This window comes from Lujinxingia sediminis (assembly GCF_004005565.1).
In the GTDB taxonomy this organism is placed as follows: domain Bacteria; phylum Myxococcota_A; class Bradymonadia; order Bradymonadales; family Bradymonadaceae; genus Lujinxingia; species Lujinxingia sediminis.
On record NZ_SADD01000001.1, the window covers coordinates 592,113 to 611,557 of the forward strand.

The 19,445-nt window shown below is 63.7% G+C and carries 16 protein-coding genes; 10 read left to right on the forward strand and 6 right to left on the reverse strand.

All coding sequences use genetic code 11. The features are described 5' to 3' along the window. Window positions 1-116: 116 nt before the first annotated feature. The gene (locus EA187_RS02425; protein ID WP_115603089.1) at window positions 117-647 is read left to right on the forward strand and encodes a hypothetical protein; all 531 of its coding nucleotides are present in this window, start codon (window positions 117-119) and stop codon (window positions 645-647) included. Between the two features lie 71 nt (window positions 648-718). Here the strand turns inward: EA187_RS02425 and EA187_RS02430 are convergent, their stop codons facing one another. After that, window positions 719-1,300, reverse strand: a complete 582-nt coding sequence (locus EA187_RS02430) for a zinc metalloprotease (RefSeq protein ID WP_127779047.1) — start codon at window positions 1,298-1,300, stop codon at window positions 719-721. Between the two features lie 352 nt (window positions 1,301-1,652). On the opposite strand from EA187_RS02430, the gene EA187_RS02435 reads away from it, so the two are divergent. The 6 genes from EA187_RS02435 (at window position 1,653) to EA187_RS02460 (ending at window position 11,970) form a co-directional block, all read left to right on the forward strand. Further along, window positions 1,653-3,275 (forward strand): collagen binding domain-containing protein, encoded by a 1,623-nt coding sequence (locus EA187_RS02435; protein WP_127779048.1) that lies wholly within the window; start codon window positions 1,653-1,655, stop codon window positions 3,273-3,275. 215 nt (window positions 3,276-3,490) lie between these two features. After that, window positions 3,491-4,252 carry an aquaporin Z gene (aqpZ, locus tag EA187_RS02440; RefSeq protein ID WP_127779049.1) on the forward strand — a complete coding sequence of 254 codons (762 nt, stop codon included), beginning with the start codon at window positions 3,491-3,493 and terminating at the stop codon, window positions 4,250-4,252. A 211-nt stretch (window positions 4,253-4,463) separates the two neighbouring features. Further along, entirely contained in the window at window positions 4,464-5,507 is a 1,044-nt protein-coding gene (locus tag EA187_RS02445) for a DUF7151 family protein (protein WP_127779050.1), read from the forward strand. A gap of 239 nt (window positions 5,508-5,746) precedes the next feature. After that, on the forward strand, window positions 5,747-7,372 hold the full coding sequence (locus EA187_RS02450; protein WP_127779051.1) for a hypothetical protein: 1,626 nt from the start codon (window positions 5,747-5,749) through the stop codon (window positions 7,370-7,372). A gap of 423 nt (window positions 7,373-7,795) precedes the next feature. Beyond that, entirely contained in the window at window positions 7,796-9,661 is a 1,866-nt protein-coding gene (locus EA187_RS02455) for an MrcB family domain-containing protein (protein ID WP_127779052.1), read from the forward strand. Window positions 9,662-9,672: 11 nt separating this feature from the next. Beyond that, window positions 9,673-11,970 (forward strand): DUF2357 domain-containing protein, encoded by a 2,298-nt coding sequence (locus EA187_RS02460; protein WP_164855909.1) that lies wholly within the window; start codon window positions 9,673-9,675, stop codon window positions 11,968-11,970. Window positions 11,971-12,012: 42 nt separating this feature from the next. On the opposite strand, the gene EA187_RS02465 is transcribed toward EA187_RS02460, so the two are convergent. Next, the gene (locus tag EA187_RS02465) at window positions 12,013-12,873 is read right to left on the reverse strand and encodes an AraC family transcriptional regulator (RefSeq protein ID WP_127779054.1); all 861 of its coding nucleotides are present in this window, start codon (window positions 12,871-12,873) and stop codon (window positions 12,013-12,015) included. Window positions 12,874-12,916: 43 nt separating this feature from the next. After that, a complete protein-coding gene (locus EA187_RS02470; protein ID WP_127779055.1) occupies window positions 12,917-13,828 on the reverse strand; it encodes an NAD(P)/FAD-dependent oxidoreductase in 912 nt (303 codons plus the stop codon). A 782-nt stretch (window positions 13,829-14,610) separates the two neighbouring features. On the opposite strand from EA187_RS02470, the gene EA187_RS02475 reads away from it, so the two are divergent. Together EA187_RS02475 and EA187_RS02480 are read left to right on the forward strand one after the other, a co-directional pair. Continuing rightward, window positions 14,611-15,408 (forward strand): hypothetical protein, encoded by a 798-nt coding sequence (locus EA187_RS02475; protein WP_127779056.1) that lies wholly within the window; start codon window positions 14,611-14,613, stop codon window positions 15,406-15,408. A gap of 279 nt (window positions 15,409-15,687) precedes the next feature. Then, on the forward strand, window positions 15,688-15,873 hold the full coding sequence (locus EA187_RS02480; protein ID WP_127779057.1) for a hypothetical protein: 186 nt from the start codon (window positions 15,688-15,690) through the stop codon (window positions 15,871-15,873). A 133-nt stretch (window positions 15,874-16,006) separates the two neighbouring features. On the opposite strand, the gene EA187_RS02485 is transcribed toward EA187_RS02480, so the two are convergent. Next, entirely contained in the window at window positions 16,007-16,591 is a 585-nt protein-coding gene (locus EA187_RS02485; protein WP_127779058.1) for a type IV toxin-antitoxin system AbiEi family antitoxin domain-containing protein, read from the reverse strand. A 249-nt stretch (window positions 16,592-16,840) separates the two neighbouring features. Here EA187_RS02485 and EA187_RS02490 point away from each other — a divergent pair, with 249 nt between their 5' ends. Next, on the forward strand, window positions 16,841-17,110 hold the full coding sequence (locus EA187_RS02490; RefSeq protein WP_127779059.1) for a hypothetical protein: 270 nt from the start codon (window positions 16,841-16,843) through the stop codon (window positions 17,108-17,110). Here the strand turns inward: EA187_RS02490 and EA187_RS02495 are convergent. Both EA187_RS02495 and EA187_RS02500 read right to left on the reverse strand, forming a co-directional pair. Then, a complete protein-coding gene (locus EA187_RS02495) occupies window positions 17,093-17,788 on the reverse strand; it encodes a DUF2306 domain-containing protein (RefSeq protein ID WP_127779060.1) in 696 nt (231 codons plus the stop codon). The genes EA187_RS02490 and EA187_RS02495 overlap by 18 nt on opposite strands. A gap of 133 nt (window positions 17,789-17,921) precedes the next feature. Continuing rightward, on the reverse strand, window positions 17,922-19,421 hold the full coding sequence (locus tag EA187_RS02500; protein WP_164855911.1) for an SLC13 family permease: 1,500 nt from the start codon (window positions 19,419-19,421) through the stop codon (window positions 17,922-17,924). Window positions 19,422-19,445: the final 24 nt, after the last annotated feature.

Sequence of the window (19,445 nt, forward strand, 5' to 3'; positions counted from 1 at the left end):
GAAGGTCCGGGCTGTCATCGCGATGGGAGGTGCGCTAATTTAGTAGCATCGTTGATGACCTATGAGGTGCCACCTCGTCCGATGTATGGCCACGACCTTCTCCCCCGGATCTTTTTATGCAAACGCTGCGCAAGTTGTTGGTGACATCGTTATTCGCGCTCGCGCTCCTGGCGACGGGCATGGCTTCGACGGCCTCGGCACAGACGCCGGATTTCAGCGGCAGCTATGTGCTCGATGAGGCGGCAAGCGACGACTTCTTCGATGCCTTCGAGCCCGCGCTCGAAGAGATGAATCCCATCAAGCGCGCGCTCGCCAGGCGTTACCTCAAAAAGACCGACGGCCCGGATACGCGCCTGCGTCTTGAGCAGAGCGCCGAGACGGTCACCGTTCAGGGCGAAGATCGCCCGGCGGTGGCCATTCCCCTCTCGGGGGAGCGCGTATCGAGGGAGGGTGACGACGGAAAAACGGTGCACTTTAGCGCCGGACTGCGTGGCGAGGTGCTGCGTGTGACGATGCTCACCGAAGGGGGGCCCTTTCGCACCGACTACCGCATGTTGGACGACGGACGCATGGAGATCCGTGTGCGTGTAGAGAACGAGCAGCTCCCCCTGCCGGTGACGTACAGATTGGTATATCGGGCGCAGTAGGTTGTGAGGTTAAGTTTTTGTTTTGATCAAAAAAGCCCCCGAAAACGGGGGCTTTTTTTGATCGGAAAGGCTCAGTAGGTTTCGACCATCGGATTTCGCATCAGTACAAAACGCTGCCCCTCGGTGACGGTGTGTTGCAGGAAGTCGGACTCCTGCGGGCCCGACCAGAACATGTTGTAGATGCCGCCGTGCTCGGCACACTCGTCAGCACTCAAGACGCGGTCGCGCGTGTAGTCCTGGCTCCAGTGACACTCCAGGGTGTCGTCGATGGGATCATGGAGGAGTCCGTGAAACTCCGTGGTGTGAAAGAGTCCCAGGTAGTGGCCCATCTCATGGGCCATGACGCTGCCGAACAACCAGGGGTCGTGCGTCAAAAGAAAGCCGGCCACGGTCACCCCGGAGTTGGAGATGTCGGGCCGCGAGGGAAAACCAGGGATCCCGCAGGAGAGTCCGAGCAGCCCACCCTGGGCGTAATGGCGAACCACGACGACGTTAAGGCCGGGAAGGGCCGCCTCGCTCATGGCTTCTCGCATATCTGTGCAAAGGGCCTCCGTGGACTGCGGCACGGCCAGGGTTTGACCGTAGCGGCCTTCGAGATCGTTGTACGTGATGGTGTGAATCTCCAGCCCTGTTGCTGCGTAGATGCGGCGCATCTCCCGGAGCGCCACACTGAGGTTGCGCGCCGGTCTTTCATGCCCCCCATCCTCATCGGGCCACCCATCGAGGATGGGATTGCGCTCTCGGCCCCGGAAGGCTCTTGTGCGTGTGAGCATCGCGCCCGGAGTGCCAGGCGTTGCGGCGCAGGGGGGCGCCGGGCCTCGACAGTCCCATCGCGTGCCGGGGGCAGGGGAGCTTCAAGCATCGCTTGCGGGCTATCCTCTAACACCTCGTAACATCTTGGGGGCTGACGGCGGCCGCCTGAGCCCGGTAGACTTCGCCTTAGCACTACTCGCTACAACTGAATCAATATGCGTCGCCGGAGGCGACGCGCTGTGGAGGCGTCTTATGAAGAACGCACGATGGCTGGTGTGTGCAGCGTTGGGGCTGGTCTTTGCTCAGGCCTGCGGTGGGTGTTCTGATGCCGCTGGCCCCGGGGAGGTTTGTGATCCCGAGGTCGCCGAGCCCTGTGAAGGCAGCGACTTTACGTTGGTGTGTCGCGCCGATGCTCAGGGGGATACTCGCTGCCTGCATCCCGATGGCGGACGTTGCGACATCGAGGACGACCCCTCGATCTGCGGTCCCGATGCCAGCTGCGTGGTGCCGGCCGCTGGCGAGGACTCGCGATGCCTTCTCTCCGAAGCCGCTGCCTGCGACCGGACCAATGATCAATGTGCGCCCGGGCTTGTGTGTGAGGCCACGGAGAGTGGCGAAGATCGCTGCCATACCGAACTCTTCGTGCAGGGGCAGGTCTTTGATTCGACCACCCTTGATGCCATCGAAGGCGCTCAGATCATCGCGTTTAACGAGGAGGGCAGCGCCCTGAGCGATGTGTCGGTGAGCGATGCGTCGGGGGCCTACCGTCTGCAGATCCCCGCGCTGCGTGATGCGGAGGGGGCGCCGGTGCAGCAGTTCTTTACGCTGCGCGGAAGCGCCGCCGACTTCCAGACCTTCCCCGGCGGGTTACGCACGGCGCTGCCCATCGACACGACCACCGCGGTGGCCGATGCCGAGGGTGGTGGCCTGGTGATCGACACGGCTCAGACCGACGTGGCGCTGCTGGCCCTCCCGGAGAGTGATCAGGGGTTTGCGTCGATCAGCGGGCGAGTGGACATTGGCGGCGGGCTCGGTGGCGTGCTGGTGGTGGCCGAGAGCGATCCGGATACCGGAATCAGCGGCGTCTCGGCTCGCAACGGCGCGTTTACGATCTTCAACGTACCCCCTGGCGAGTATCAGGTGCGGGGCTACATCGCCGGCACCCAGGTGGAGCCCGAGCAGGTGAGCATGGCCGACGCCCCCGTCGACAACGTGGTGCTCACCGAGTCGGCGGAGGGTCTTAAAGACGTCAGCGGTCAGATTCAGATCGTGGCGGCCTCCGGCGGCCTGCAGAGCTCGGTGGTCTTTGTGGTCGCCTCGACCTTCGACGAGGTTTCGGTGCGCGGTGAGGTGCCCGCCGGTCTGCGCGCTCCGCGCTCCGGGGCACCGAACATCGATGGCGAATGGACCATCGAGGGCGTTCCCGCCGGCGACTACTACGTGCTGGCAGGCTTTGAGAACGACGAGCTCGTTCGTGATCCCGATGAAGGGATCTCCGGCACCGAGCTTGTGCGGACCACCATTGAGGCCGGGGAGGGCAGCTTCGATGTGACGCCTTCCTTCAAGGTTACCGCCGCGCTGGACACCGTCAGCCCTGGCGCCGAAGGTCCCGAAGGGCTCAGCGAGCCCCCCACGCTGACCTGGGGCCCGGCCAGCAACGCCCAGAGTTACGATGTGGTCGTGTTCAACGCCTACGGCGATATCGTCTGGGAGGCCACAGACATCCCCCCCGCGGGCGGTAACACCAATCTCAGTGTGGATTACGATGGGCCCTTTGAAGAGGGCATGTACTACCAGTTCCGCGCTACGGCCCGCCGCGCTGACTCGGCGATCTCGACCACCGAGGACCTGCGCGGTGTGTTCTACAAGCAGTGATACCTGAGCTGCGTTTGCGCTGAGTTTTGATCGAAAAACGCCCCCGGAAACGGGGGCGTTTTTCGTACCCAGCTTTTGGGCAGAAGCCTCGTGCCATCCCCCCCCGGCTTTGGTCTTCGGCCCGACGCTCCTACGTTTTCAGGCAGGGCTCGCACTTCCTGCGGGCTCAATGGACGCGATGGTACCGCGCTCGGAAGCGGTCCAAGGAGCACGCCATGAACGCACGATTCGGACGTCTGCTGGCGGAGTTTGTAGGGACGTTTTTCCTGGTGCTGGCCGGATGCGGCACGGCAGTGCTCGCTGGAACCTTCCCCGAAATCGGGGTCGGAATTATCGGCGTCGCGCTGGGCTTCGGCCTGGCGCTTCTGGTCATGGCCTACGCCATCGGTGACATCTCCGGGTGTCATATCAACCCGGCGGTTTCGGTGGGCCTCTGGATCGGCGGACGTTTCCCGGGGCGAGATGTGCTGCCTTATATCGCAGTCCAGGTACTCGGCGGCATCGTCGCAGCCGCCGTCCTCTACATGATCGCCGGCGGCACCCCCGGTTTCACGCTCGCCGACGGCTTCGCCGCCAACGGCTACGCGGAACACTCGCCAGGGGGCTACTCCCTGCTCTCGGCGCTGACCATTGAAGTGGTCATGACGACGCTCTTTGTCTTCGCGATCATGGGGGCGACCCACAAGCGCGTGCCCGCCGCGGTGGCCCCGGTGGCGATCGGGCTGGCCCTCACGCTGGTTCACCTGATCAGCATCCCGGTCACCAACACCTCGGTGAACCCGGCCCGCAGCACCGGCGTGGCGCTCTTTGTGGGCGACTGGGCGCTCTCCCAGCTCTGGCTCTTCTGGCTGGCTCCCATCGCCGGCGGGGTGGGAGGAGCGCTGCTCTACCGGGCCCTTGGCGAGCGCAGCACCGAGACGGCAGAAGATGAGCGCGCGGTTGAGGTCCCACCGGACGCGGCGGCAAGGCCGGTGTGATAGGAGGTGCGGACGCCCCCGGAGACGGGGGCGTTTTCGTGGCGCATCGTTCTGACGGGAGACAAAGAGACGTTGACCGCCGGGGGAAGACGTCCTTACAAAAGGTGACCTTTGCACCATTGTCCCTGGCTGTTTTCGTTATCTTGAGGCTGCGAGCACATCGCTTCTTGATCGAGCCCGCGGCCTACTTCTGTTGTATGGAGTGTGAACTGTGTCTGATCTGCGACCTGCGATGCATTGTGTGTGTCTCGCCCTTCTCCTTAGCGCCTGTGGAGCCGATAGCAGCGGCGTGCAGGGGCCCGAGGGGGACGCCGGCCTCAATTCCCTGATCCGCACCGAAGCGGTGGAGCCGGGCGCCGAATGCGCCGAAGGGGGCGTCCGGGTCTTGAGCGGCCTGGACGCCGACGCCGACGGCGAGCTAGGCACCGACGAGGTGTCTGGCGAGTCCTTTGTCTGCGCCGGTGGGAGTGGGGAGCAGGGCCCCGGCGGACCGATCGCCCTGGTTCGCACCGAAGACGTCGCGCCCGGTGAGGACTGCGTCGTCGGAGGCGTGCGGGTCTTGACCGGTCTGGATGCCAACGCCAACGCGGAGCTTGATCCGGACGAGGTCACTGGCGAGTCGCTGGTATGCGCCGGCACCGAGGGGCTCAACTCCCTGATTCGCACCGCCGATGAGCCCGCTGGCGAGAACTGTGGCTATCGCGGAAGCGCCGTCTCGGTGGGGCTCGACACAAACGCCGATGGCGAGCTCGGTGAGGACGAGATTCAGGAGACCATCTACGTCTGCGAGACCCTCTTCACCGACCTGGCTTTTCCCTCAGACGACACCCTGACCTATGGCTCCGCCGGTTGGGGGGTACCAATTTCGGCCGGGCAAGGCCGCATGTTTTTCTCGCTGAGTCACTTTCTCCGTCACTACTTCACCGTGCCAACACCTCATTACGTGAGCTCCCTGAGCTATCGGCTGGAGGTGTTTGACGACACCAATATGGAAGAATGCGCCGGAGTCCCCCCGGAAGGCGGGTTTGACGCGGTGCGCGACTTCCAGATCACCATCGACGGCGTAGAAATCCACACCTTCAGCTTTCAGGGAGGTACGGGCGGTCAGACCCTGACCCTGGAGGGCAGCGTGGACTTTGATCCCTTCCTGCTCGATGGCGAGCACTTCGTCCACATTGGCCCCCTGGATGAGGTGTGCAGCGGAGGCGGCGGGTTCCGCTGGGAGACCGGCGGCCGCTTTGTCTTCTCAGGCTGAACGTGTCGAGGACCCTCCCGACGGCGACATATCAAGCCCACGCGGCCCCGCAGGTTGCGGGGGCTGCGTGGGCTTTTTTGCCGACTCATCGCTCGACTACTGCTCATCTGGCGAGTTTAAGGCTCCAGATGCGATTGAGTGACTGGCGAGCGACGTTTCGCCTACCGTGCGCCGTCCAATAAAGGGTGTGAGCTGATGAATCGTGCGCAGCGTGTCGCACGGTGCGCCAGGGAGTTTGTATGCAGCGTGTCCAATGGATGGTTCTCTTCGTGTTTCTGAGCGTGTTCTCGGCCTCGGCCTGCGAGCGAGCGACTCCCTATGTGGCCCCTGGCGAGGTCTGTGATCCGGCGGACGATGACGGCTGCATGTATGCACATGGTGAGATGGAATGTCGCCTCGACGCGACGGGCACGCCGCGTTGCCTGCGTCCTCTCGGCGGTGTCTGCGACGTTAGCGATAGTCCGTCACTCTGCGGTCCGGGAGCGTCCTGTGTAGGCCCGGAGGCCCGGGGCTCCGGATACTGCCTGCTCGATGAGTTTGAGCGATGCGATATCCGCGGTGGTTCTTGCGGGCCGGGTCTGGCCTGCGAATCGGCCGACGTGGTGGGGCGCTACTGCAACAAGGTGCTCTACATCCAGGGGCAGGTCTTCGATACCCAGACGCTCGCTGCGGTCGAGGGCGCGCAGGTCATCGCATTTGATGAGGAGGGGGTCGCGCTCAACGAAGCTGTGTTCAGCGACGCGTCAGGTCTGTACCGGGTGCCTATTGCTGCGCGTCGAGATGCGCAGGGGATGCCCGTGCACAGGGTCGTGTCGCTGCACGTCAGCGCCCCGGATTACCACGCCATCCCTGGCGGGTTGCGCACCATTGCGCCGCTCGATCTGAGCACAGCACGCATTGACACGAGCACTGGCGAGCTGCTTGTCGATACGGCGCATACCGACGTCGCCATGCTTGCACTGCCGCTGGAAGAGCGGGGCTTTGCGTCGATACGCGGTACGCTCGAGCCCTTTCATCACAATCACGGGGGAAGGATGGTTGCGTACAGCCACGCATCCGGAGCCTTCCGGGGCGTCTCGGACCGCTACGGGGCGTTTACGATCTTCAACGTGCCACCGGGCCGCTATCAGCTTCAGGACTACTCGGCGCGCACAGGACTGAAGCCGGCTGAGATCGACATGGGAGAGGAGCCCCGCGAGGGTGTTGCGTTCGAGAGGTCTTACAGGACGCGCCACAGCGTCGAAGGGCAGGTCCGACTGGTCGACGCGTTAGAGCACTCGGAGATCTCGGTGAGCCTGGTCGTCGCCTCCACCTTCGACGCGGCGCTGATGCGCGGCGAGATGCCACCTGCATTGCGCGCGTCGTCCACTCGCCAGGGCGACACCACCTGGACATGGCGAGTCCAGGGGGTTCCGCCCGGGGTCTACGACGTGCTCGTTTCCCATGAGAATGATGGCCTGGTGGTGGGCTCGTACGACGCGATCTTTGGCGACCAGCGCGTGCGCATCCAAGTCCCGGAAGGGGAGGGCCACATCGAAGTGACCCCCGTCATCCGCGTGACCGCGGCCCTCCCCATCCTCAGCCCCGGCGCCGAGGGTCCCCAGGGCCTCAGCGCGCGTCCTTACCTGCTCTGGGGCCCGGCCCCAAACGTCGACCACTATGACCTGGTCGTCTTCGATGACTACGGCAAGGTCGTCTGGGAGGCGCTCGACATTGCCCGTGGCGAGGAGGGCGACTACCTCAGCGTCGCCTACGACGGGCCTTTTCAGCCGGGGATGTACTACCAGTTTCGCGTCACCGCGTACCGCTCCGGCTCGCGTGTCACCTCGACCGAGGCGTTGCGAGGGGTGTTTTACAGGGAGTGAGGTCGGGGGGGCGTTGGCGTTTTGAGGAACCAGGACGCGCTCGGAGAGGGGGGCGTTTTTTGTCCCTGAAGCCGAATTGAGGCTAACGCGGGCTTTTTGGCATCGCGCGAGGCGCTCGCATTTTAGAGACCTACTCCAGTGGGGGACTTTGGCCGCGGTCGACGTTCGGTGCTCAACGCGATCATCTTCTTCCAATCGTTCGGTCAATGCTTCGGTGGTAGCGCCGGATTCGTGGGGAACGTCAGAACATTCAAGAAGGGGGGCTGGTGGGTCGGGAATGGAGGAGATTAGCTCCATCTGGCCGCTCTATGACAACTGTGGTAGTCAGACGCCCTTCCATCAGAGCGCGCAAATGGCGCGGTGCACAAAAATAACCGAAGTCGTCGGAAGGGGATCATCGTGGGAGAAGGGCCAGATTTGGAAATGATGCCGACCGGAGCGCGTACGGCGCTCGGCGGGTTGTTTCGTGCGGCGTGTGAAGAAATCTCCGAGAAGACGCCAGGTGAGCCGATCGGACGGGCTGATGCGGTGTGGGGGGCCGTCGAGCGGGTGGCCCTGGCAATTGAAGGTAGCTCTCCAGCTGAGCGACGAGAACACCTGCAAATGAAGTGGTCGGTGGGTAAGGGCCGGTACACCGAGGTGCCTTGGATAGCGCTTCTTGATGTGCGCGTTACCAACGACACCAAGCGCGGCGTTTATGTCGTCTATCTCTTCAACGAGGACGGCTCTGGGGTTTATCTCACACTCATTCAAGGCGTGACGGCGGTGCTTGAGCGTCATAAACCGCAAACAGCGGGTTATGGGGTTCTGACCGGGCGTTCTGATGCGATTGGCGTGTGCCTCGGCGGCGTCAAAAACATAGGTTTTCAAACCCAGCACGAGATGGCGCTTAAAGGGGCAAAAAAAGCACCAAGCTACACTCATGGCACCATCGCTCAGACCTATTACCCGGCCGACGCTATCCCGGGAGACAAGCAGCTGCTGGAAGACCTAGAGGCTATGCTTCAACTCTATGAGCGTTATGCGGAGCGTTTTGAAGGCGTGGCATCATCATCAGAACATGAGCAGTCGGAGTCGCTACTCAATATCGACGCTCCCCCCGCCCAGGCGGCCTTGGAAGCGGTCGCGCCACGCATTGACCTCGCTGCCACAGTTCAGGCCTTCTCCAACTCGTTGCGGAGCGCGGGGCTTTCATTCGGCGTTCAACACGACGCCTTCGTGCGCGCATTCATTACCAGCCTGGCCACCAAAAACTTCGTGATCCTCACCGGTTTGTCAGGCTCTGGCAAAACCCAGATCGCTCAAAAGTTTGGGCAGTGGCTCGGAGAAGCGCAGATGGCGCTGATCCCGGTTCGGCCAGACTGGACCGGCGCCGAGGCGCTTTTCGGCTACGAAGACGCGTTGGCCAAAGTCAGCGATGATGGCCGTCGCGGTTGGGCCGTACCTCGTGCGCTCGAGTTTATGCTTCGAGCGGCCCGAAACCCGGCTCACCCCTACCTACTCTTACTTGATGAGATGAATCTCGCGCACGTCGAGCGCTATTTTGCCGACGTACTTTCAGGGATGGAGTCTGGCGAGCGGGTTTTGCCAAACCTATCGCGTGAATCCGACGGTGTGTGGCGCCTTCAGCCTGGGGCCGAGCCCTGGGTAGCGGTGCCTTCCAATCTCTTTATTGTTGGCACGGTCAACGTCGACGAGACGACCTACATGTTCTCGCCAAAGGTCTTGGACCGCGCCAACACGCTGGAGTTCCGAGTGCCTACCGAGGCGTTGGCTTGGACGACGCGCAAACCTCAAGCGTGCGAGCTCGGTCCTCGTGATTTAGTCCGCGGGCTCTTGGCAATCAGCGCCGACCCCAATGGGCATCTGGAGAATGAACCCACCTGGCTCGGAGATTATGTGGACGAGCTTAAACGCGTTCATGAGCTGCTCTCCGAAGGTGGTTTTGAGTTCGGGCATCGTGTCTTTTTCGAGGCGATTCGCTTCGCGTCATTGCTTGAACAAGCGGGGGAAGAGAGTTGGACGGTCGCATTGGACCGCCAAATCCTCCAAAAACTACTCCCCCGACTTCACGGCTCGCGCCGCCGCCTCGAAAGCACCCTCTGTGCGCTCGGGCGCTATTGTTGGACGCAGGACGTGGAGCCCGGCGCCATCTTCGATGGTCGAGCTTTGAGCTTCGACCCCATCTCGCACAACCCCAACGAGGCGGCGCTTCCCCTCTCCGCTGACAAAATTCGGCGCATGACCCGCAGCCTTCGGGCCAACCAGTTTGCGAGCTTTACCGAATGACTCCCACGGGTATGTCATACGCGGAGCTCGAGATTCGTGATGGCCGTGGTGTAGTGCGCGGTGTGTTTCGCCTCCATGTGTTGCCGCATAGCAAAGCGCCTGCGGATACCGCGTTGCTTGTGGATCTGCGTGCTGCGCCGGCCGGTCTTGAGGTCGAGCATGGCGTCGAGCCGGTGCAGGTTTTGGAGGGGAGGGAGTATCGCTACGAGATCGAGCTTTTGGATGGTGAAGGGGCCATTAAAACGGACCGCCCCGAGGTGTTTTTTCCCGATAAGAATCAGGGCGAAACCGGGCGTTTTCGCCCCGGTCTTCGCACGGGAACGATGCCGATCAAGGTGCTCGCTAATGATGTCGAAGTGGGCTCCATCGCGCTGGAAGTGCGCTCTCGCAAGTTCGATTACCTCAAGCATTACCGCTGGATGCTCCGCGATCTGGCCGAGATCATGGCCGAGGTGGTCATGGAGCGCTTCGCCGCCGCTGAGCAGCGTTTCGCGGTCGACGATCAGCGAGACGCGGTGACCCTCTACCAGCGTTTTGTGCTCCTCCAGAGTCTCCTGCGCGACGACCACCTCCGGGGGGCGCTCCACCACCTCCTCGCTCGCCCCTACGTGAGCTGGACGAGCGAGGATGAGGTTCGCGCGACGCAGCGGGGTGTGCCGAGCACGTCGGCGGGCGTTCGCCAACTCAGTCGCCCCGGCGCGCGAGTTGCCTGGCCAGGTGGGGCGCTACCAAGCATTCCGCGCACCATCCGGGCCACCCGTACCTTCTCGTCGCACGACAACGCGCCGAATCGTTTTGTGAAATTCGCGCTGACCCGCTGGCGAGATGTCGTCGGGCATATTCACGACGTGCTTCGCCAGGTCACCAAACCAAGCGCCCCGATTCAACGAGGCATTGTTGAGACCGGCGCGCTCCTCGACGAACTGGACGCCTTGCTCGCCGAGGAGCTTTTTCGGGAGGTAGGTCCCCTGAAGCACTTCCCGGCGAGCAACCAGGTCTTGCAGAAGCGCGCGGGCTACCGCGCTGTGTTCCAGGCCTATGTGCAGTTTGAACTCGCCAGCAAAATTTCCTGGGCGGCCGATGACGTCTACGGGGCGGGGCAGCGCGATATCGCGACCCTCTATGAATACTGGGTGTTTCTGCAGCTCGTGCAGGTGGTTGCCGACCTTTGCGACACGCGCATCGACCGGAGCGCGCTGCTCACCGTGGATGACGACGGGTTGAGTGTAGGGCTTCGCAACAAAACCAAGTTGGCGTTTGACGGAACGGCCACCGGGAGAAGCGGACGGCGCATGCGCCTAGAGCTGCATTTCAACCGCTCCTTCACGCAAAAGACTGGGTCGTGGACACGCACCATGCGTCCAGATTGCTCCCTGCGAATTCAACCTGTTGAGGGTGACGCGTTGGCGGGTGATATTTGGCTTCATTTCGACGCGAAGTATCGCATCGAGGTTCTCCGCGAGATTCTTGGTGATGAGGACGAGGAGTTCGACGTAGGCGATGAGGACGTCGTCGAGGAGACGTCGATCAGGAGCGGCGCCAAGCGCGACGACCTCTTAAAAATGCACGCCTACCGCGACGCCATCCGCCGCTCGGCGGGCGCCTATGTGCTCTATCCCGGGACGACCGCCGATCGGATTCGGGAGTACAGCGAGATTCTCCCCGGTCTGGGAGCCTTTCCCCTCTCCCCGACGGATACCGGCTCAATCCGTGGTGCGCCGGAGCTTCGATCGTTCATTCAAGAGGTCATCGATCACGCCTCAAACCAACTCACCCAGCATGAGCGTGGGCGGTTTTGGCGCGCAGAGTCGTACACCTCCGGCAGGGCGATAAACGAAGCTCCCAAGCTGCCCGTGGCCTCCTTTCTCACTCGCCCTCCCGCCGACACCCTCGTCCTCCTCGGCTATGTCAAAAACGAGGCACACCTGGCGTGGATTCTTGAGCAGCGGCTCTACAACCTCCGCGCCGACCCGGAGCGCGATGGGCGGGTCGGGCTGGGCTCCCGAGAGCTCGCCAGCGATCTTGTCGTCCTCTATGGACCGGCGCTTTCTACCGCTCGAATCCTTCACGTTGCGGGCGAACCCCGCATCCTCGACCGCCCCGCCATGTTGGAGCTCGGGTACCCCAACCCACGGGGTTCACGCTATTTCGCGCTCTCGCTGGAACCTGTAGACGCCGGCGCCTGGGAGGCACTTCTCGACGAGGGGCTGGTGGCGGCCTTTGCTAAAAACCTCTCGCCCAACCTCCCCACCGGCGCGCCCCGCACCACCACCTGGCACCACCTCGCCACCCAGGCCACCTCGCACTAACCCCCCATCCCCGCACCTCCCCCCAACCCCCCTGATCGAAAATCACCCATGCACCCGCCGCCACTCCCCCGGACTCATCTGATGCGCCTCTTTGAACACCCGGTGGAAGTACGACGCGCTCGCATACCCCACACGCTCCGCGATGATCTCCACATGCTCGTCGCTGTGGAGCAGGAGCTGGCGGGCGCGCGACAAACGCGCCCGGGTCAGCCACTCCATCACCGTCGCGCCGGTGTGTTCTCGAACCAGCGTCGTTAAATACGCCGGCGATTTGCCCATCGCGCGGGCGACCTCTTTTAAGGAGATCGGCTCGCTGGCGAGGCGCTCGATGTAGGCCAGCGTTTCGGTGACGAGCGGTGGGGTGGTCATTGTGCTCGTCAGACCGGAGCGCGGGGCGGCGCGCTGGACCTCGGTCATGAGCAGCGCCACCAGGCCCAGGGTGGCGAGCTCGTGGTGGGGGGCCTGCTCATCCAGCTCCGTGCTCAAGCGCGAAAAAAGCTCAATCACGCCCGGCAGGCGCTGCCGATCGACGCGGCGTACCGCACATGCCCCGGCGGCGACATCGTCAAAGGCGGCGGTGATCAGGCCCGGGCTGTGGGGGGCAAAGCAGAAGGGGCAGAACGCGAGCATCCAGGATTCGCCCACGCCCCGGTCGACCTCCGGCGCTCCGAGCGGCGCGTGGGGGGCGCCCTGGGGCACGAGGAAGAACTCACCTTCGCGCACCCGGTAGTTGGCGCCCTGCCAGACGCGCAGCTCTCCTTTCACCACCAGATTCAGGCTGGCGTGGTCATGCACGACCCTCGCCACGCCCGGAGCCCGCGAGCAGGGTCCGGTGCTGTGACGGACGACGAGCGTTTTATGACCCTCCAACGCGGAGTGCAGAAGGGGCTGAGTGGTGGGCATCGTCGGGTCTCGGGGCACGTCGGGGCTCGGGGGGCGGGGGGAATCAGTCGGTGGAGAAGGTCAGGGTCATGATGATCGAGGCTGCCGCCCGGGCGCCGGAGGCCGCCGCCTCAAGCACCTGCTGGAAGCCCGTGGTGCAGTCGCCGGCCGCCCAGAGCAGGGGAAGCGAGGTGCGTTGCATCGCGTCGACCTCGACGCATGGGAGCGGGTCGCCCTTCAAAGGCAGGCCCAGCGCATGGATGAGATCGTGCTGGCGTTGCCCGGGTTTCACAAAAAGCCCCTGGCGAGCGAGGCGAGTGCCGTTTTGAAGCAGGATGGTTTCCAGCGTGCCATCCTCCCCCTCCAGCCCCACGATCGGGCTCGCGTAGAAGGGAACCTTCAGCGCGTCGAGCACCTTTTGGGTGTCCTCATCAAAGGGCTCTCCGTGGGAGAGCACGATCACGTCGTCGGTCCAGTTTTTGAGCATCGGGGCCATGTGGCGGGCGTAGTCGCCCTTGCCGACCATGGCCACCGGCCTGTCGCGCACCTCCCAGCCGTGGCAGAAGGGGCAGTGGTGAATGCTTTTGGCCCAGCGCTCGGCGTAGCCCGGGATGTCCGGGTGAACGTCGACCACGCCCACAGCCAGCAGCACGGCGCGGGCGCTGAGCGTAGCGCCGCTCTCGGTGCGGGCGCTCCAGCGGGTGCCGTCGTGGCTCATCTCGACCACGCGGGCCTCAACGCGCGAGAGCGTCGGAAACTCCTGAAGATCGGCCCAGGCCAGCTCCCGAAATCCCGCCGGGGTCACACCCTCCCGCGTCAAAAAATTGTGCACCCCTGCTGAGGGCGCGTGCCGTGGGCCACCGGCATCGACCACAAGCGCACGCCTGCGCGCGCGCCCCAGATAAAGCGCGGCGCTTAAACTCGCCGGCCCGCCGCCGATGATCAGAACGTCCAGGTTGGTTTCAATCATGCTCATAAAGACTCCGCCGGAAGGGGTTCGGGCCGATCAGGCCAGAATACGCGGGAAAGCGGGGGTCGCCTCCCTCATCTAACGTAGCGAGCGCCGGGGGAGGTCTGTAGAGCCGATCTTTGGTTTGAAGTGCTCGATTTTTCTGTTCAGCGGAGGGGAGGCGACGTGCCGGAGGGGAGGCGTGGTGGACAGGGGGAGGGCGGTTTGGCGTCGAGTGGGCGATCGGCCAGTCTGCATGCGCTTTATCGACCCTCTTTCAATTTGAAATTTTGATTGCGAAGCGTTCGCAACGGGTTTTGGGAGGGCCGGCGTGGTTGCGAAGCCTTCGCGACGGAGGGAGGCGACGGCGGGTCGTCGCGAAGCGTCAGGTGGGAGGCCGGCGAGTTGAAGGCGTGTCGTAAGAGGCTTCGCAGCGAGTTTGCCCCGTTTGGGACAGGCTGCGAAGGCTTCTGTGACGTGATGGGCGTCAAGGGTCGCGTCGCGAAGCCTGTGTTGAGCGCAGTGAGCTGCTGCGAACCGGAGCGAAGCCTTCGCCGGGACCGGGGGCCCGGAAGGAGGGGCGTCTAAGGCTAAAGCGGGGGCATGTCAGCGCTGAGGGGGGCGAAGAAGGCGTTCGCAGCCTGGTGAGCGCGCGTCCGGCCTGCTAGCGAGGCTGGATGGCGGGTTGCATCAACGAAAATTCTGAGGCTAGAGTCTGTGTATGAACAACAACCTGTCCTCGAAGTCGGGGGCCGGGCTCGACTGGCGAGCCGGCCTGTCCGGGGGGCCGTAGAACCGTGAGGTTTGGTATGGCGAGGATCTCAAAGCAGGTAGCGCACCGTGAGGCGATCAAAGAGAACGTACGCTCGTCGATGGAGCGTCATCGCGAGCAGGTGGTCAAGGCGGTGGAACGCGCACTCTTCGGGGGCCAGGCGCCCGCGTCGCTGACGATGGGTGAGTTTTTTGATGCGTTGACCGGGAGTCTGGAGTCCGCCCACCAGGAGTTTGCCGCGCTTGAACAGCAGCTCTCAGTGGAGCGCGGCGAGGAGTCGCGGGCGCGGGTGCGCCGGGATGAGGCCGCAGAGGAGATGCGCCAGGCGTTGATCCGGGTGCGCGGTCTGATCGAGGGTTTTTGGAGCCCGCAGGCAGCCGTTCAGGCCGGGTTCATCGGGGTGACTCCTCAGGTGCATCGCGACCTTGTCGTCTACGCGCAGAACGTGGAGGCGCATATGGAGGGCGTGCTCCAGAATGCCGAGGCCGCGCTGGCGTTGCCTCTTCCTGACATCGGCGGGCTGCGCGAGACGGTGCGCAGGGCCCGCGTTGGTTTGGAGGCTGCGCTGGTCGAGGTGGGCGCCGAGGAGCGCGACGCCCTGGACCTTCAGAACCGCCGCGATCAGGCCGCCGAAGCCTGGAACAAGACCTACATCCCGGTGGCCAACATCGTCGAACACCTCTTCCGCCTGGCCGACATGCACGCCTGGGCCGACCAGGTCCGCCCCACCGCGCGCCGACGCGCCGGCATCGCCGAGCCCGAGGACCTCAATGTGTCGGGGGACGACGCGTCTGGCGAGGTGGTGGATGAGGAGCCGGCGCCGGTCGCCGAGTGAGCGCGGCGTTTCGCGCGCCGCGAAGCGTGTGGGAACGTGCCGCGCGTGACGTGAGATGAACGAAAAACCCCGGGCCGCGGAAGCGGTCCGGGGTTTTTTGATCGGGGAGGCCGGGTATGGCGTCCCTTGATGGGTTGTATGATTCATGAGGGCATAGGAGAGCGTTCGGGAACTGGAAACCTCGCGACGCACCGACTACGATGCCCTTAGCGATGAGGCCCGGTGCTTAGTTTTATAGCGCGAGAGCAGAAATCATCCGACAGAGGCGTAGGTGGCGAGATGAGCGAGCAGAAAAAAAACCGGAGCGTTACGCCCGACACCTATGCGGGCTACAGTGACGAGCACATTCTCGAGGCGAAGTGCCGACAGGGCTCTGATCGCATTGAGGGTGCCGCGTTGCCTCTCTACGCATACCTCTCTGACGATCCCCGGGACGACCCTCGAGGGCCGATCGAGCAGCGCTGAATTTTTAGACAGGGGGGAAAGGAACAGGGGGAGCCGGAGTGGATGGTCAGTTATTGCGCCCCTGTTTGAAGCCGGTTGAGAGCGTTTTTCCAACACCACGAAAACGTATTCGGCCTCGCGAAAATGTGGGATTTTAAGGCATAAGCCCCCCAAAAGGCTCCAACACGCTCAATACCTCCTCGAGCTCCGTCTTCGATACAAAACCGCGCTCCAGCGCTTCGTGCGTCGCCTGTCGAAGAAGCTCCAACGAAAGGTCTGCCAGGGCGCAGTCGCGCAGTGTGCGGGCCGGTGACGTCACCGGGACCGGGCCGAACCACTCGCGCTCCTCAGGTTTGATGTCGGCGTAGTAGGTCGTGACGCCTGAGGGCGTGCGCAGCCGTCGTTTGCGCCAACTCGCGGGAAGTGTGATTTCAATGCCTGCGGGGAGCGCGTCGGAGAGCTGATGCAGGCTCAGGGCGGTCTGGTGGGAGAAGACCCCCTGCTGCTCAGACCAGAGCCAGATCACGACGAGTTCTTCGTGCTCGTCTGCCGGATAGTGGGTCAGGCGATAGATGCCGCGGCGAACACGAAAAATCTTTCCGTTACCCAGGTGGTGAGCCAGAAGCTGAGGGGAATAGCCGGCTTCGGCGGCCTGCTGGGTGGTAAAGTGGCCACTTTGAGCTGCGGCAATGTCGAAGAGTTGGTCCCAACTGGGGGATGATGTCTGTGAGGTGTCCATGCACAAAACTTAAGCATGGCTTTAGTTTTGTGAAAGGTTCGTCGTTGTAGGAACGTGCTACGTCGGCTCGTTTGTAGATGGTCCACTCGGCTGCCATGAAGAGCTCGCTACGGCATGGACGCCGCCCTCTGAGGGGGGCAGGGTGGAATCGCCGGCTCGAGGGCGAAACACCGATGTCGCTCAGACCCAAACGTGGAGGTCCCTGTGGTCTCAGATAAGAACGACTCAAAGCGAGATGAAGCACGCGCGTTGTCCACCTCTCCCGAGGCGCTGCGCGACCCGGTGACAGGGCTGGGGCCCGACGAGATCACCGAGGAGGGGGTCGATCGCACGCTGATCCGGTGGTTTCTATCGCTGACGCCGGACGAGCGGTTGATGTGGGCGCAGGGGCATGCTCAGGCGGTGCTAAAGATGAGGGGAGGGCGCATGGTCCGCGCGTCGAAAGCGTGCGCCGATACTGAGGATGCCGTGATCGAGGTCGATCTGCCGGGGGAAGAAGGTTCAGCGTCCGGGAGCTGATCGCCGGGCAAAAAGCCGCGCGCGCCAGTCCGAGCGCAGTCGCCCCTTGTAGGTGGTGGCGCGGATGTAGAGTTCCGCGAGGATCAGGTTGGGGACCCAGCAGAGCCAGGTGATGAAGGGGTACCACTGATCCAGGGTGAGAAAGGCGGGGTGGGGGAGCATGCGCACCGTGACCACGGCCAGGGTGATAAGGTAGCTGCGCAGCATCCACTCGCGGTGCTCGCGCAGGCGCCTGGCGAGGGCGGTTTTAAGGGCCATCCAGGTGGTGAAGAACCAGACGACCGCCAGGGTGGCAAAGCCGAGCTTTGCGAAGATGCCGTACGCGTTGGCCGTGGCCAGCGCGAAGCCGGTGATGCTGCTGACGAAGATGGTGACCACGTAGACCCAGCCCGACCAGCGGTGGTAGCGGGTGCGCAGGTAGCGGCGGATGAAGTTAAAAGGACCGAGCATCAGCGGCGGGAGCGCGGTGAGGATGTGCACGCCCAGGATCAGGTTGTTCAGGCGGTGCCGGCCGGCAAAGACCTCGGAGGAGAGGGGCTCGGAGCGGGTGAGAAACCCGTGGGAGATGAGGATATAAATCACCGAGGAGGCGGTCACGTAGGCCACGACCGTGGTGAAGAACCAGACGACGCGCTGGTAGAGCTCAAAGGAGTCTTGAGGGGAGCGGTGGTTGGCCATGCCTGCGCTGTCTCTGCTCGTGGGGGCCGGGTGGGGCGCATGCGTGTCGGGAGCGCCCCGGGTCGGGGAGGATGTCAGAACGTTGACAGAAAGGCGGCAAGGGCTCAACCGGAGGAGGGCGATGCGGAGCGTCTTAAATTCCCCAGGCCACCGGCAACCAGAAGCGGCCGAGAAGGGCGATGAGCACGATAAAGGCGATGTTGAGGCGCAGGCCGGCGCGCATCATGTCGTTCATGGTGACGTAGTTTGAGGCGAAGACCACGGCGTTGGGCGGGGTGGCCACCGGGAGCATGAAGGCGCAGGAGGCGGCGGTGACCACCGAGATCATCAGGGTGTAGGGGTGCAGTCCCACGACGGTGGCCAGGATGGCGACCACGGGTACAAAGATGGTGGCCGTGGAGGTGTTGGAGGTGACCTCGGTCAAAAAGATGACGACGGCCACGAGCACCAGGATCACGAGGATGCCCGGGGCGCCTTCTAAGAAGCCCAGGCCCTCAGCAAGCCAGGTGGCAAGGCCGCTGGCCTCGATGCCGCTGGCCAGCGCGAGCCCGCCGCCGAAGAGCAGGAGAATGCCCCAGGGGACCTCGCGCACGTCCTCCCAGACGAGCAGGGGCTCGCCGGGCTCGCAGTGGGAGGGAACGATGAAGAGGAGGATGGCGCCCAGGATGGCCACGGTCGTGTCGGAGAAGCCGCCCAGCCCGAAGGAACTCAGGTAGGGTGCCAGGGCACCGCGCAGCACCCAGAGGCCGGCGACAAGCCCGAAGATGGCGAGCACGCGGCGCTCAGAGTGGCGCATGGGACCAAGCTCGCGCAGCCCCTCGTCGACCACGTTGGCGATGCCCTCCATGCCGCCGATGCGGATGGGGTAGGCTTTTTTGGTCAGGTAAAACCAGGCGATGAGGATGCCCACCACGGCGATGGGGAGCCCGTAGTACATCCACTGCAGAAACGAGATCGTGGTGCCATGGACGCGGTCGACGTAGCCCACAAAAATGGCGTTGGGGGGGCTTCCGATGATGGTGGCGATGCCGCCGATCGACGCCGAGTAGGCGATGCCGAGCATCAGCGACATGCCGAAATGAAAGCCTCCCGGGCTGGTGTCGATCTCGGGCTGGTGGCGTTCGGTGAGCGCGGCGACCTGGGTGACGACGGCCAGCCCGATGGGGACCATCATCATGGCGCTGGCGGTGTTGCTGATCCACATCGACAAAAAGCCGGTGGCCACCATAAAGCCGAGCACCAGGCGAGCGGGCTCAAAGCCGACTTTTGCGATGATGGAGAGGGCGACACGGCGGTGCAGGTGCCATTTTTCGACGGCGATCGAGAGCAGAAAGCCGCCGAGAAAGAGGTAGATGAGCTCGTGGCCGTAGTTCAGCGTGGTTTCGGCCGCCGGCAGCACCCCGGTGAGCGGAAAGAGCACGATCGGAACGAGCGCGGTGACGTAGATGGGAATGGCTTCGGTGAGCCACCAGATGGCCATGAGAAGCGTGATGGCCAGGGCTGCGGTGCCGGCCTCGGAGAGCCCTTCGATGCCCTGTCCGAGCATGATCAGGAAAAAGACCACGGGGCCGGCGATGAGGCCGACGCTGCGCAGCGTGGAGGGAGATGGGGATTTTTTTGGGGTGGGGGCCATAGGGGCGCTCCGGGAGGAGAGGGG